The sequence below is a fragment of the Rhodococcus sp. 1R11 genome (assembly GCF_004563845.1).
Lineage (GTDB): Bacteria > Actinomycetota > Actinomycetes > Mycobacteriales > Mycobacteriaceae > Rhodococcoides.
The window spans coordinates 1-15,175 of the sequence record NZ_SPNG01000002.1 but is presented as its reverse complement, the minus strand read 5'-3'; the positions used below and the strand labels follow the sequence as shown (position 1 = coordinate 15,175).

The following is a 15,175-nucleotide window of genomic DNA, read 5'->3' as shown; positions in this document are numbered from 1 at the left end:
GGCAGAACCCCAAGATGACCGTTTCGGCAGCAACCGAATGGGAGCAAGCAGCGGCCGCAGTGCACTCGGCCGCCGACACCCTGCGCGACTACACCAGCGCGGACCTGCGGGCGTGGGCGAAGGAGAACAACCTGTTCGCACGCTCGATGTGGCCGAAGATCAAACGCGAACTCGTCAAACAGCTCGACATCGACTACGACGAGCTCCGCGAGAGTGAAGCGATCACCCGCAAGAACGAAATCGCCGCCGCCGCAGAGAATGCACCGCTGATCGAGCTGTTCGCCGCGGGCGACGATCGCGGCAGCTTCGCCATTCTCGGACCGGTCGACGACGCCGCCTGGTACGGCACCTTCCACCGCAACGACTCGGTGTTCCGCAAAGGCAACCAGACCTCCGCGGACGACTCCGCGGCCGGCAAGGCGATCTTCCTCGCCGGCAAAGCCCGCGAAGACGCCGGCGTCGACGCGGTGCGCCTGCTGCTCCACATCAGCAACCCCCACGTCGACGGAACGGCACTGGCGGGCGTCGCAGCCAGCCACGGGGTCTCCCTCGAACTCGACATCACCGACGACAACCGCGCAATCGACTGGTGCGAGGAAACCGGATTCCAGGCCTGGCAAGCGATCCGGCTCTCGGACCTGTTCGTCGACGAGGACCCGTCGTGACCGCCGCACGCAAGGCCGCCATCGCCGCCGCCCTCCTGGTCGCGGTCGGCCTGGCCGCGGGTTGCTCGTCCACCGACACCGCCGCACCGTCGCCCACCACCACCGCAGGTGCACCGGCGCGGCAGTGGACCCCCGGCGCGGCCCCCAGCGCCACCCAGAACCGCCCGCCGGCCACCACCCCCGCCCAGGTACCGGACACCCTGGCCGGCGTCGACGACAGCGATCCTGTCGCGGTCGCCGATGCGGTGGTCACCACATGGTTCACCTGGAACACCGCCGTCGACGACGGCCCGAACGACGCCGCCGCCCGTACCGGGGCCGCTCTGACCGACCGCTTCCGTGAGCAGATCCTCGCCACCACCCCCACCGGGAGCCCGGGCGGTCAGTGGCTCGAATGGGCCGCGGTCGACGCCCAGGTCTGGCCGACGGTGTCCAACGTGCCCAACCAGGGCGCGGTCGACACCGCGAGCGCTGTGCACCGGATGTACCAGGTCGAGCAGACCGCGATCGCCGCCGACGGCTCGGTCGCCGGCGTCGACACCGTCCAGGTCGCCGTCCTCGTCGTCGGCGACGACGGCCGCTGGAAAGTCGATGCGATGCAACAACTGTGACCGATGACCGCGCAGCACACCCCGGATCCGCCCCCTCCCCGAAAGGAACTCCGATGAGCATTCCTGACCCGTACAGCGAGCACCGCGAGAACTACGAAGCCGAAACCGCCGTCGACCTCCGCAAGCAACGCCTGCGCCGCCAGAGCGACCCCGAGCCTGCTGCCCCCGAACCCACCGACGATGACGGCGAGCCGCAGGCCACCGAGCTCACGGGCGACGAGGTGTTCGCCGACCCCTACCAAGTGGGTCAGGATGCGTTAGCCGCCAACGAAGAACCTGTTATCGACGTCCCTGCCGAGTACGGCGGCCGCGACTTCGACTCCGAGACCGCCGATCTCGACAAGCGCCCCGCCCTCTGGGGACTACGCGGCCGGGTCAACGCCGCGTTGGGGTTGACCCGCCCACCTCTACCCGATTCCGCCGAAGCCCGGTTCCGGCAGTCGGTGCGACGGGTCCAGCAGCCGCTCCCGGGATGCATGGTCGTCTCGGTCATCGGCCTCAAGGGCGACGCCGGCAAGACTTCCACCACCACGGCGCTGGCGAACACCTTCGGGACTCACCGCGGCCGGGGAGTCGTTGCCTGGGATGCGTGCGAGAACTCCGGAACTCTCGGCCATCGCGCGGACCGCACCACCGACCCCGAACTCGGACCGTGGGACATCCTCGAGAATGCCCGCGCGCTGGCCTCCGCCGACGCGGTCTCGGGCACCCTGGGGCACTACCTGCGCCTACAACCCACCCACGACGAGGTGTTGGCCTCCGACAGCTCGACGAGCCGCCAGAGCGGTATCGGGTGGGACGAATGCGCCGCGCTCATGGCTGTGCTGCGCCGTCACCGTGACCTGATCATCGTCGACACCGGTAACAACGCCACCGCCAGCAATTGGCAGTGGGCAGTGCAGCATTCCGACATCCTGGTCATCCCGCTTCCGCTGCGCCGCGACATGGCAATCCTGACGATGAACATGCTCGACGGCATCATCGCCCGCGGCTACGAGCACCTGGTGCGCTCGGCACTGATCCTGACCGTCGTCCTGCCCGGCGACAAGGACTCCGTCGATACAGCACTGCGGCTCGAGGGCTGGCTCGAGAAGGAGCTCGAGGCCATCGGCGGGGTCGGACGCATCATGCGGATGCCGTACGAGCCGAAGTTCGCCAGCGGCGAGCGAATCCACTATCACGAGCTGAACCGAGCCACCGTCGAGGCGTACACCAACGTGGCCGCGGAGATCGCCGACCGGCTCGCCGATCGCGCGTACGAGCGGACCGCCGAGTACGCCGATGCGTATGCCCCGCAGGAGTTCACGCGTCCCTCGCAGGCCGAGCGCCGCCCGGCACGTCGCCCGTACTCGATACCCCCGCACTCGATACCCCCGCACTCGATACCGCAGCCCGCTCCGCAGAGCTACGACGACGGCGAGGACTACGACCGGCCGCCGCCCCGCGGGCAGTGGCGGCCGCGAGCCGTCCCACCCCGAGACCAACCACCCCGAGAGGACCCGTTCCGATGACCACCGAACCCGTTGCCCTACCCGATTCTGTTGCCCCACTGATTGTTTGCAGTGAAAGGACGCCACCGATGACCACACCGACTCCCACACCGATCCGGGGCCGCACCCTCGCTCGTCGCGCAGGGAAGGCCGCAGCGATGACCGCCGCCGCACTCACCCTCGCGGTCGTCTTCGCCGGCCCCGCCTCCGCCCAGGACTTCAACCCGATCAACGGCATCAAGCCGTCGTTCGAGTTCCTCGGCCCTGCCTTCCAGAACGTGTGGGCGCGGGTCGCCGCCTCGATCTGGGGTGTTCTGCTCGCCGGTGCGTCGGTGAAACTGCTTGTCGCGCTGTACAAGATGCGCGCCGCGAAAGCCGGCGGTTACGGCGCGGAGATGAGCGATTCGATGGGCGAGGCGAAAGTCGCCGGGGTCGCGGTCGGCGCTCTGGCCATCGGCGGCGTCATCGTCGGCGCGATCATGTTCGTCGCCAATCCCGGCTGACCCGGTACGAGAACCATTCCTGCTCCGCCCTATTCGATGAGAAAGAAGAACTGACATGGCACGAGATTTCTCCGCAGTCGGCAGCACCGGCTCGACCACCAGCGCGACGGGATCGGCGTCCGGCTCGCCCGGATCGGGCCTGTTCGGGCTGCCCAAGTGGGTACTGGCAATGATCGCCGCCGCCGTGGCGTTCGTCGTCGTGATTGCCGTGGTCGTGTTGACATCCGGGGGAAGCGAGAGCTCCACCGATGACGGAGCCGACGCGATCCGCGCCGCGCACGGCCCGACCACCACCATCGACGGCGTCCCTGCCGGCTACACCCGCGATCAAGCGGGCGCCCAGACCGCCGCGGTGAACTTCACCCAAGCCAACGGCCAAGCCTACGCAGGTCGCATCGATGCTCAGCGCCTCAAAGACGTTGCCGTAGCCGCAGAACCGACACCGGCGTTGACAGAGGTCCTCGACGTCTCGTCCGAGCGCCAGGAGACCGGGCGCGGCACGGTCAACGGCGTGCCGATGATCGTCACAGTGGAGAACTTCTCGCAGGATTCGGCGACGGTGTCGGTCTGGGGCATGGGAGTGAGCCAGAGCCGGGTCAGCCAGGACAGCGACAAAGTCGGCATCTTGGCCATCTACTCCACCACCACCGTGACGATGGTGTGGGAGAACGACGACTGGAAGGCCAAGGACTGGAGCTACAAGTCCGGCCCCACCCTCGAGGAAGCACAGTTCCCCGCCGATGAGTCCTCCCTCGCCAAGCAGGCCGCGGACGGCTTCTACGCCTTCTACGTCAACTGATGAAGGGTCGGCCTGCGATGTGGCGAAGGATTCTGTTGACGATCGCGGTGGCGGTCATCGCGGCCGTCGGGTTCGCGTGGCCCGCGGCCGCGCAGCCCGAGGCTGTTCCGGCACCGGTTCCCGGTGGCGGATCGACCGCGACCACGACGGCGAAGAAGCTGCCCGAGACCTTTCCTGCGGATCTCCGCAAGTACATCGCAGGTACCGACGAGTTCAAAGCAGCACCGTGGTTCACCGGGCCCTGCAAGGACAAGGGCGGCGACATGGGCCAGTACGTCGGATCGGTGATGAGCAACGAAGGCCGCCTGCTGTACTGGACGGCCACCGAGAACGACCGCATCGCCCGGTGGACCGCCGCGGTGTCCGTGCGCAAGGACCCGGTCCTGATCGGTGTCCTCATCGATGCCGGCGCGGTCGGCTCGCAGACCACCGGTGTCGATCTCGGGGTCGAGCAGAACCGCAAGGCCGCGCTGTCCATCACCGACGATGCGGTGCTCGAATCGTTCTACCCGCCGGTCTATCCCGCCGGCGATGCCTCGATGGCACCGCCGGCCCCGACCTGCGCACAGGATCTCGCTCGGTGGACGACCAAGACCTCGAGCACCTGGGGCTTCGAGTGGGCTTCGACTCCCGATGCGGCCTCGCTCGCCGAGATGAAGGCGCAGCCCAACGCCGACCAGGTTCCCGAGCAGGCCTGGACCGACGCGTGCGCCGACGGCGTGCCCGGATCGCTGTGCATGCACGCGATGTACGTCAACTGCAGCAAGGCAACCGACCGCGACGACGAGGTGACCTGCCGAGAATGGAACACCAGGGTCGGAAAACTGTTCGGCGGCACCATGAACTGGATCGATCAGAACACCAGCTTCAGTGACCGTCTGAGTGAGACCCTCGAGTCGGCGTTCAAGGCGACCCCGCAGTACAAGGTCGGCAAGATGTACGTCGACGGGTTCTCTTGGGTATGGGACAACACCGTCGGCACGGTCGGCGACATCGTCGCCTTCGTCAAAGACCCTTCCGACGTCATCGACTCCTGGGCCAACAAGCTCAAGAGCGCCGCCGTCGGCACCACCACATCGGTCCTGCATGGACTCGCCGGTGTCGGTGAGTTCAACCCCACCGACCCCGAATTTCTCAAGGTCTACGCGATGTCGACGGGTCTGGGCATCTTCGTCATGGCGCTGATGGTGCTGCTGGCGATCTACAAATCCTGCGACGGCAGCAGACCCGCTATGGAGCTGGCCAAAGACCTGTTCGCCTACGCCCCGGCCGGGGTGATGATGATGCTGTTCGCGCCCTCGTTCGCGCAGCTGTTGATCTCGCTCGCACACGAGCTCTCGGTCAGTCTGGTCTCACTGCTCGGCAGCTCCACCGACGAAGTGGTCGACAACATCTCCTCGGTCCTGGGCCCGTTGACCGACACCACCCTGATCGGCGGTGCCGTCGGTGCCATCGTCGGGTTCGGGCTGATGTTCCTCGGCGCGTTGTCGCTGTTCTTCGGGTTCTTGATGCACGCGAACGCCCTGCCGATCCTGGGCGTGGTCTCGGCGATCGCCTTCGGCATGTGGGTGCATCCGACCTGGCGCAAGAAGGCCCTTCGCCCGGTGATGGTGTTCCTGGGCATCGTGTTGTCCAAGCCTCTGCTATTCGTCCTGCTCGCCGCGATCTTCGCGGCCATCAACATCTCCGCGTCCGGAGCGGTCGCGGACGACGGTGAGCTCGAATCCCTCGGGGACCTCGGCTCGATTGCCGTGTGCCTGGTGATGATCGGACTGGCCCCGTTCGCCCTGCTCAAGTGGTCTCCGATCCTGCCGAGTGCCTCCGATTCCGCCGACTTCGGCAGTAGCGGGTCGGCGACGGGTCAGATGATCGGATCGAGCGCCGGAATGTATCAGATGCGCGCCGGCGGCGGCGGAGGAGGAACCGGGGGCGGGGGGAGCGCGGCCTCGCGCAATGCCGGTGTCGCCGATGCACCCGGCCGCGTCGGTGGCGGCGGCGGTGGTGGCGGCGGCGGTTCCCGGCCGGGTGGCGGCTCGTCGGCATCGAGCACCCACGCCGGTCAGCAGAGCGGCCAGACCGCATCGAAGTCCGGCGGTCTACCAGGCAAAGGCGGTGGCCACGGCGACGCGAAAGCAGGTGGCTCGGAATCGAGGCTGCTCGCCGCCGCCGGAAAGACAGCAGGAATGGCCGCAGGTGCCGCGACCGTCGTCGCTCCGATCGCCCTCGCCTCGGCCGGGGCCGCGATGAACAAAGCCGGAGCGGCCGCACAGAGCGCACCCGAACACCCCGACAGCGATAACTGATGTCACACAACACGAACGGAGAGACCATGACCGCCACGGCTGACATCGGCTGGTTCGGTCCGCACGCAACGCCGACCGCGCGGCGGGGGGCGCGGCGGTGAGCGGGCCACGGTCGGCGATTCTCGGCCGCCAGACCGCGCGCCGGGGAGTGCTCCCGTTCCCCGAGCCGGTCGTCGCCGCATGGGCAGCCACACTGGTGGTCGCCCTGTATCTGCTGTTCATGGTCGGGCAGTCGACGTGGACGTTGGCGATCGACGCCGTCCTGATCGGCGGCGTTCTCGGCGCGACACTCGATTTCGGCCTGCACGAGTCCTACGCGGCCCGCAAGGTCAAAGCGATCCGAAACCGGCAGCGCCGCAAGAGAGGCGAGCACGTCTGGGTCTCACCTTCCGATCCGCACTACGGCGACCCCGCCCTCGATCCGGGGTGGACGATCCCGGTTCCGCTGTACCGCACCGAACCGGTCGACCTGGCCGGAACGGGCCTCGACGACATGTTCATCCTCGAACACCGCACCCCGGGCGACAACGACTACTACTCCGTTCTCATCGCGAAACAGGGCCTGGCCGAAGGCCTGCGCGGCGACGACGCGTGGGCGGTCACCTCGGCGGCGTTCGGGCGAGTACTCGCCGGGTTCGCCAAACGGTCCTCGTTCGTCCGCGGCCTGGAACTGCTGCACCGCAGCGTCCCCGCCGACATGGTCCCGCACGAGAACTGGGTCGCCGAACAGATAGCGGCCGGCGACCCCGACATGGCCGTGGTTCCGGCGATCCGGTCCTACGGACAGCTGATCGACCGGATGAGCCCGTACTCCGAAGAGCACCGCTCCTACGCGGTGCTGATCTTCCCGAAGTCGGCCTCGTTCCTCGCCGAAGCCGCGCGCATCGCCCGACGCAAGGACGCCCCACTGTTCGGCGGTATCGCCCAGGTCATCCGCGATGACACCGCCCGCGCCGTCAGCGCCCTCGAGCGCGCCGGAATGGGCCGAGTGGAGGTCTACGGCGAACAGCGCGCCTGCGCGGTCCTGCGGGCATTCCAGGACCCCAGCTACCCCCTCGACGCCCACAGGGGCGTCCGGTGGGACAACTGCTGGCCCTCCTACGTCGGACGGGACGAATCGGTCGAGGTCGCCGGCACATGGCACACCCGGGTCGGCATCATCCCCACCCGCGCCATCGAACCGGTCGAGGTCGGCCCGCTGTGGCTGGCAACCCTGCTCACCGGAGTCGAACCCGACGCCGGCGACGACGAGATCCCCGCAGCACCGACCATCCGAACGGTGACCGCGCGAATGGACTTCGTCGAGGCATCCAAGGCCCGCGCTGCGACCAAGAAGGACGTCACCCAGGACAAGGCCCGTCAGATCACCGAAGAGCGCAAGGGAAAGATCACCGACGGTGCATCGGAGGTCGCGATCAGCGAATCCTCCCGTCGCCGTGAAGATCTCATGCCCGGCACCGGGCACCACGGAATGATCTACACCCTCGCCGTCTCGGTCACCGGCCACGACGAAGACGACGCCCTGCGGGCGTGCACACGCGTCGAACAGGCCGCCGACGACTGCGGTATCGGCGAGATCGAGTGGCAGGACAACCGCCACGACGTCGCCGCATTCGTCACCTTGCCCCTCGGCCGCGGACTCGCGGCCACCAAATGGACCCGCTCCCGATGAACCGAACCCAGAGTCTGCCGACCACAGAACGAGGCGAGAGACGATGAACAGTACCGACAACAAGCAGGACCGACGCCGTGGCCACGCCGCCAAACCGCGCACCGCCCGCCGCTTCTCGCTGACCCGGCGAAGCAAGCGCACCGGCCCCGATCTGGCCGCGCAGGCCGACACGGCCGCCACCCTCGCCGCGGCACAGTCCGCCGGCATGATCACCACCCGCCGGCACCCGCCGACGCGGAAGAAGTGGCTCGACCGGTGGGGCTGGTACGAGATCCGCGTCGAGGGCGCGTGGACGACCACCCGGCAGGGCGAAGCGCTGAACCTGGCCACGATGCGCCGCTCGGTGCGTCACGAGGGCCTGCTGACCGGGCTGAACAAGATCAGCCAATCCGGAGTGATCACCGACCCCTACGCCCTCTACGGGTCGGAAATCGAGAACATCAACATCGCCGTCATCGGAGACATCGGCAAGGCCAAGTCCTCGCTCATCAAGACCGCGATGTGCCTGCGCCAACTCGCACTCCCGAACCGGCAGGTCGTGGTGATCGACAAGAAACGCCAGGGCAACAAGGGCGGCGAATACAGCGGGATCGCAGATGCGGTGAGCGCTGGTTCGATCCGATTCCGCACCGGCACAACAGGAATGCGCATCAACCTGCTCGACCCCGCGATCGCCACCGGCGTCGAACGCACCGACGGAGTCGCCCCCGCAGGTCAGGAAGCGCTCGTCGGGGCGGTCATCGAGGACACGATGGGCCGGCCCCTGGTCGAGACAGAGAAAGCCGCGCTCGGGCTCGCCCTGCAAGTGGTCAACGACCGCGCCGCCCGGGAAAACCGCGAACCGATCCTGATGGAACTCGCCGACGAGCTTCTCGACCCGTCCGCCGGCAGCGGTGCAGCGTTCGGTGAGCAGTGGGCGCAGGAATCGCGGCGTTGGGGTCTCAATCCCGGTCTGGCGCTGCGGGAGCTGTGCCTGGGTGACCTCAAGGGCCTCGTCGACGGCGCGACCTCACCGGAGGTCCGCGCGGCTCTCGATCACCCGTTCGTGCACTTCGATGTGTCGGCGTTGCCGAACAAGGGTCCGGCCCTGCGGGTGATCATGACCGTGATCAACACCTGGTTGGCGAACGTGCTCGCCTCCCGGTCCGCCCGGCACATGCAGACCCTGTTGCTGGTCGAGGAAGGCTGGCACGTCGCCGACGGCTCCACCGGAAAGGTCTTCCGCGAGAACATGAAGCTCTCGCGCGGTCTGGGACTGTCGACCGTCTCGGCGTTCCACCACATCTCCGACCTGCCCGTCGATTCGCCGGCGCGGGCGCTGATGAAAGAAGCCGGCATCGTCTTCCTCTACGGGCAGGACCGGGTCGAGGACGCCGAAGAAACCGCACGCATGTACCACCTGCCGCCGGGGTCGACCGAAATCATCATGTCCCTCGCCAAGGGCCACTGCCTGGTCAAATACGGCAACGCCGACCCGATCCTGATGGAACACGTGCGCTCGGATCTGGAAATCGCACTCACCGACACCGACGAAGTGATCAAAGGAGCAGCAGCATGAGAGGACACCCCGAAGCCATCATCGACAGCGGCGGCTTCGCGTATACGTGGGACGGGCTCGCCCCGTTCCTCGTACCCCTCGCGATCTTGTGGGCCGTCGTCACCCTCGACCAGATCGCGACGACGATCTCACACACGAGACAGCAGCGCGGGCGTTCCGACCTCGAGACCGCCCACGAACAGGCGGCACCGGTGGGGACGTCTCGATGACCGACCACTCACACCGTGCGGCGCTCTCGCACCCGACGGCGAACAACTCGACCCTGATAGGTCTGGACGTGACGACCCTCGACGCTGCGGGCAGTACCACCGTAGGCCGCTTGTTCCGCTCTCGTTCGGCAGCAACGGCATTCGCTCTGACGCACGCCGCGCAGTCCTGGGCCACATTGGTCTCACTCGACTTCACCGTCTTTGAGTGCGATACGGCGTCGGTCGATTCGGCATCGAAGGGCATGTTCTGCGCGTGGGACGAAGTGTCCGTGACGGGCTCGGTAGCCGAGACAGCCTGCGCTCTGGCGATTCTCGACGAATACAGCCTTGGGGTGAGACGGGCGAGGTTGCCGCTGCCCGCTGCTCTGACAGCCGAGATCTCCACGCTGAGCAACGCCGTCGCATCACCTGTGCATCCATCACGGGTCGACGACCCCGAGACGGTGGAGGTTCGCCTGTGCAGCATGCGGCCGGAACCGTTGCCGCACACCAGAACATCGATAGGGTTCTACGGCAGCGACGATGCGGAGCGGGTGGCCGGGGTCCTGGCCTACCGGTTCGGCGGCGACATCGCACCAACGACCGAACGGGGCTGCATCCAGGTCGACCACAGCGCCGACATCAGCGACAGTGACCGCGCCGCAGTCGCCCGCTACACCCGCATTGTCGAACTGCGCGCCAACATCGCCGCACTGGACCCGCGACGAGACATCGCGCCCATCACGCGCCTCGACGGCGAGCTCGACACCCTCTGCTCGGCCGTACTACATCGACGATCAACACCCTCCCCCACTCCCGTCGCCGGAAGCGACGTGGTCCGCAGATACCTGCCCGCGCCTGCTCCGCGGCCCGACCCGACCGAGCGCGGGCCCCGATGACCGCCCGGGGCTACATCGCACCTCACCGACGTCGAACGCAGCACTTCACCATTCACACACTCCCAAAACAGGATCGGGACATTCGATGACCACCCCAGAAGCTCGCCCCACTCCCCCGGTACTGCCCTACGGCACCGGCCCCGTCGTCGGTTTCGTCGCCGGTGCACTCGCTTCCGTGGTCGGCGGCGGCTACCTGTCCGGGCTGCTCGCCGGCACCGGTCCCGCACTGCCCGCCGGCATCTACGGGGTGACCCCCGTGGTGGTAGGCCTGTTCAGCAACCCATCCGACCCCGCGTCGGCGTGGCCGGCCGACTCACAGCCGGGCGGCCCGATCCTGACCTGGCTGTGCATCGGCATCATCGCGGCCGCATGCATCCTGCTCGGAGCGGTCGTGTCGGCGAAGAACATGGCCCGCAAAGCATCTCGGCGGGTGCGTGCGAACGGATTCGCCGACCGAGCGGCGCTCGCAACTGTCGGGATCGACGAGAAGAGCGCGGTGAAGAAGGCCAAAGCCACCCGGCTCTCACTCTCCGACGTCCCGGTCCGACGGATCGAGGCAGCAGCGGAGACCACGCGCATCGGGACGCTGTACGACGACAAGAAACAAGGGGTGTTTCTGCAGTACCGGGACGGTGTGCTGGTCGAAGGCCCTACCGGATCCGGTAAGACCTGGCGCATGTTCTACAAGGCGGTCGTCGAGGCGATCGGGCCGGTGGTGGCCACCTCGACCCGCGGTGACCTTCTGCGCGCGACGTGGGCCGAGCGCGCGACTGTGGGCAGGGTCGAGGTGTTCGATCCGGACGGACTGACGGTGTATCCGAACAAGATGCAGTGGTCGATTCTCGACGGCTGCGACGACCCCGAGGTGGCCATGCGGCGCGCCGCGGCGTTGGTGCAGGCCATGCCGATGGACGGCACCTCGAATGCGAGCTACTGGAACGGCAAAGCCGCGATGCTCATGCGCGGTTACCTATATGCCGCAGCGGTATTGGATAAGGATCTGGTCACACTGCGGGTATGGGCTGCCTCGCGCAACGTCAAGCCCGTGCACGAGGTTCTGTCGAGGGATCTGCCGGACTGGGATGCAGACCTGAGTCAGGCGCTGGAATCGAAAGCCGATTCCTCTGACGACATGATCGGTGCCTGCACACGCCTGCTCGAGCCGTTGGCGTCGCCGAAGCTGATGCGCTCACTCAATGTCCCGCTCAGCGAATCGGCGGATCTGCGTTCCCTGATCACCGAAGGCCGCAACACCATCTATCTCATCTCCGAGGGTGGCAGTGCGTCGGCGGCCGCGATGACCACCGTGCTCTCGGCCGAGCTCTATCACGTGGCGAAGACCCACGGCCTGACTCAGCCCGACGACAAGATCGACCCGCCGCTGCGCATGGTGCTCGACGAGATGAACAACGTCGCAGCGATCCCGAACATGCCCTCGCTCATCACCGACTCCGGTGGCCGCGGAATCCAGATATGGGCAGGAGTGCACTCCCGGCTGCAGAACGAACAACGATGGGGCCACCTCGCCGGCCAGCAACTGTCCAACGACTCCCCAACTCGCCTGTATCTGACCGGTCTCGGCGACGCCGACGAACTAGCGACGATCTCGAAGGGCTTGGGGATGCGCGATGAATACATGAGCGCGTCCAGAATGGCCGGGCCCCGGTCAGTCCCGGTGATGGCCGGCAGCGACATCGCCCGGATGCCCGCCGATCAAGCATTGCTGCGCTACCGGGAGGCCAAACCGATCAAGCTGCACGTTCCCTCCGTCTGGGACGTTCCCGTGCTCGCCGCCCGTGTGAAGGCGAATCAGAAGGCGTTCGACGAGTACTGCGCTACCGGGCACGAGGAGAGCTGACGTCATGGCACTCCCGTCGTACACCCCCGGCTCGATCGACTGGCCGTACCTGGACAAGGACAGCGCCGCCCGACTGTGGGTCGAGCTCGGTACCTGGGTGGAATGGCTACGCGACCGCTACGAGCTCGGCCGCACCATTCCTCCGTGCTGGTTCAAGCACGGCCCGGTGGTCGAAGAGCTGACCGCAGCGATGTTCGCGCGCCGTGAGGCGTACCAACAGGGCAAGAACGCCTATCACGGCGGGCCCTCAGCGTGGCACTACCAAGTTCTCTGGCCGATGGTGCACCGGATGAAGTCGATCACCGACTTCGAGCAGTGCACCCCTCACTCGTGCGGCTTCACCCCGCCGACGCCGGCCGTCGCCGACGACTTCTCCGAATTCATCGCCACCGACATCGACGAGCGCGACGACGCACCGACCGAGCCGACCTCGGACGACGATGCTGCCGCCGCTACCCCATCGGAACTAACGATGGAGGACGTCATCGACCTGATCGACACCGACCGTGCTGTCGCAGAAGATCCCGCCGACGACTTCACCGCCGTCATCATCAACGACGCACGGTGGGAATACGACGAGCACACCGAGACCTACCGCCTCATCAGATAGTTTCGCCGAGCGAAAACGAACAATCTGCGCAGACGCGGCCCCGCGCGCAGGGCAAGATCGTCCGATGCACCTGAGCGCTATTTCTACGCAACTTTGGGCGGCTCTGTCTTCGGACACAACGACTACACCCATTGACTCTTCGATCACAGTCACCGTCAGCGAGCTGAAGGACCTCCTCGACCAGTCTTCCGGGGGGTGGCTCACACAGCCATTGGCAACACTCATTGCCGGAGCAGGCGTTCTGGCGTCCGGCTACCTCGTGTATCGCACCGGCAAGCACACCCGCACGCAGGAGCGAGAGCACTTCGAAACCTCCTATGCGCTGGAAGTCGTACGGGGCCTCAGAGACCGGTTCACCACGATCGCTAGTCAACTGTCAGATCCGTCTGCTGCCGTCCGAACCGCCGGAATCTACGCGATGGAAGCTCTGGCCGAAGACTGGTTGCGCCGACCAACTCCTGCGGTCACCGAGGCGCAAGCGTGCATCAATGTGCTGTGCAGCTACCTCCGAACGCCATACGTACCGCAGCAAGGTGCCGGCAATCAGACCGGCACAATCGTGCGGTTCACACTCTCAGACCGTGTAGTCGAAGAGCGATATTCCTACAGACAGGACGACCTCGCGGTACGGCAGAGCATCGTTCGCGTTCTCGCCGCTCACTTGCAGCCGATCGAAGACGATGACCGACTGCCCCGCAGTTGGAGTGAGCTTGACTTCGATTTCAGCGGCGCATATTTTCTGGACTGCGACTTCTCAGGTGCAATATTTCGTAAACCAGTAACCTTCGAGCGAGCACACTTCCACGGATCCTCCACCAGGTTCTCAAATTCTAAATTCGATGCTAACACGGTTTTCAGCGACGCCGAATTTCACAGTGGTCGAACAAACTTTGAATCAGCTATTTTCGGAGATGGTTCGGGAAGCGTTCGCACTGAATTTTTGCGCACAAAGTTCCTCGGAGTGGAAACAAATTTTGATAACACAACCTTCACAGGCACCTCCGTCGAATTCGGATATTGCAAATTCCTTGGAAACGTTGCAACGTTCATATCCACGCGATTCCGGACTAAGTTCACAAAATTTACGGACATCGAATTTTCAAGCGAGAACACCTGGTTCACCGAGGCGACATTCGACGGCGAAGAGAATGCCTCGTTCCACAAATCAATTTTTTCGGGTCAGAGCACTGATTTCGCCAGGGCCAGATTTCAATGCAAGGTGTTAAGCTTTAAAGGCACTTTCTTCACCGGAGAGGACGTCTCGTTTCACGGCGTCGACTTTACCGGGGAGCGCACCTATTTTTCCAATGCAGAGTTCAGGACGGGACAAACCTCGTTCAACGAGGCTCTGTTCGATCGTGGGCTCACGAGCTTTCATAATACTCTTTTCGCCAGCAGCTATCAGACGTCATTCAACCAAACAGAGTTTGTTGGCAAGCAAATCGGCTTTGCAAATGCACGATTCGAGAGTCAAACAACGTTTGAGAACCCCCAAGTGTTCGCAAATGTGGACTTCGATTGGACCAGAAACACTGATAAGACGCAGCCAATCACGGTGCTGCCCCGTCAGTGGCCACCACAAGCGGGACCACCAGGCAGGTGAGCTCACCTCGAAAGACCGGCTTGTTCGTTGTTCCACCCGCTGTCGCCAGTTCCGAGATACTGAAGGGCAGAGACGGGCCGCGCGGAGGGTGTGGCACGCAGCATGGGGGTCTTTGTGACAAATCGAGGTAAGCCGCGCACGGGTAAGACGACCAAGGATCGACGCCGAGACGCACGACTTGCGAAGAAAACACCCCTCATCACGCCGTCCAGTACCCCGACCCTCGAACTACCGTCCGCCCCGATGTTTCCAGTGATCTCAGATCACGCCGGACTGATCGCAATGGACCACGCACGTCGGACTGAGTACTTGAGACAATTCGACTCCGGCTCACTGATCCACACATTGGCTACTGTTCAATCCCGGATTGACGTCGCGGCGACCACCGATTGGTCGGAAGGCCGCGTAGAACGCAC

Annotated in this window: 13 protein-coding genes; all 13 read left to right on the top strand. The window is 65.6% G+C overall.

The genetic code is table 11. The features are described from left to right. The first annotated feature begins 14 nt into the window (after nt 1-14). The 13 genes from E4P29_RS03325 (at nt 15) to E4P29_RS03265 (ending at nt 14,759) form a co-directional block, all read left to right on the top strand. The gene (locus E4P29_RS03325; RefSeq protein ID WP_135041961.1) at nt 15-665 is read left to right on the top strand and encodes a hypothetical protein; all 651 of its coding nucleotides are present in this window, start codon (nt 15-17) and stop codon (nt 663-665) included. Further along, the gene (locus tag E4P29_RS03320) at nt 662-1,276 is read left to right on the top strand and encodes a hypothetical protein (protein WP_135041959.1); all 615 of its coding nucleotides are present in this window, start codon (nt 662-664) and stop codon (nt 1,274-1,276) included. Before E4P29_RS03325 ends, E4P29_RS03320 begins: the two co-directional genes overlap by 4 nt. A gap of 53 nt (nt 1,277-1,329) precedes the next feature. Beyond that, nucleotides 1,330-2,787, top strand: a complete 1,458-nt coding sequence (locus E4P29_RS03315) for a ParA family protein (protein ID WP_135041957.1) — start codon at nt 1,330-1,332, stop codon at nt 2,785-2,787. A gap of 68 nt (nt 2,788-2,855) precedes the next feature. Beyond that, nucleotides 2,856-3,269, top strand: a complete 414-nt coding sequence (locus E4P29_RS03310; RefSeq protein WP_245154139.1) for a hypothetical protein — start codon at nt 2,856-2,858, stop codon at nt 3,267-3,269. 55 nt (nt 3,270-3,324) lie between these two features. After that, the gene (locus E4P29_RS03305) at nt 3,325-4,068 is read left to right on the top strand and encodes a hypothetical protein (protein ID WP_094619218.1); all 744 of its coding nucleotides are present in this window, start codon (nt 3,325-3,327) and stop codon (nt 4,066-4,068) included. Between the two features lie 35 nt (nt 4,069-4,103). Beyond that, nucleotides 4,104-6,371 carry a hypothetical protein gene (locus E4P29_RS03300; protein WP_135041955.1) on the top strand — a complete coding sequence of 756 codons (2,268 nt, stop codon included), beginning with the start codon at nt 4,104-4,106 and terminating at the stop codon, nt 6,369-6,371. A gap of 97 nt (nt 6,372-6,468) precedes the next feature. Beyond that, a complete protein-coding gene (locus E4P29_RS03295) occupies nt 6,469-8,043 on the top strand; it encodes a hypothetical protein (RefSeq protein WP_135041953.1) in 1,575 nt (524 codons plus the stop codon). Nucleotides 8,044-8,086: 43 nt separating this feature from the next. Then, a complete protein-coding gene (locus tag E4P29_RS03290) occupies nt 8,087-9,601 on the top strand; it encodes an ATP/GTP-binding protein (RefSeq protein ID WP_135041951.1) in 1,515 nt (504 codons plus the stop codon). After that, on the top strand, nt 9,598-9,810 hold the full coding sequence (locus E4P29_RS03285; protein WP_135041949.1) for a hypothetical protein: 213 nt from the start codon (nt 9,598-9,600) through the stop codon (nt 9,808-9,810). Before E4P29_RS03290 ends, E4P29_RS03285 begins: the two co-directional genes overlap by 4 nt. Then, on the top strand, nt 9,807-10,688 hold the full coding sequence (locus E4P29_RS03280) for a hypothetical protein (RefSeq protein ID WP_135041947.1): 882 nt from the start codon (nt 9,807-9,809) through the stop codon (nt 10,686-10,688). The genes E4P29_RS03285 and E4P29_RS03280 overlap by 4 nt, the downstream gene beginning before the upstream one ends. Before the next feature lie 85 nt (nt 10,689-10,773). Beyond that, nucleotides 10,774-12,546 (top strand): TraM recognition domain-containing protein, encoded by a 1,773-nt coding sequence (locus E4P29_RS03275; protein WP_135041945.1) that lies wholly within the window; start codon nt 10,774-10,776, stop codon nt 12,544-12,546. 4 nt (nt 12,547-12,550) lie between these two features. Continuing rightward, on the top strand, nt 12,551-13,156 hold the full coding sequence (locus E4P29_RS03270; RefSeq protein WP_135041943.1) for a hypothetical protein: 606 nt from the start codon (nt 12,551-12,553) through the stop codon (nt 13,154-13,156). Nucleotides 13,157-13,220: 64 nt separating this feature from the next. Continuing rightward, complete coding sequence (locus E4P29_RS03265; RefSeq protein ID WP_135041941.1) at nt 13,221-14,759, top strand: pentapeptide repeat-containing protein; 1,539 nt, start codon at nt 13,221-13,223, stop codon at nt 14,757-14,759. Nucleotides 14,760-15,175 lie beyond the last annotated feature (416 nt).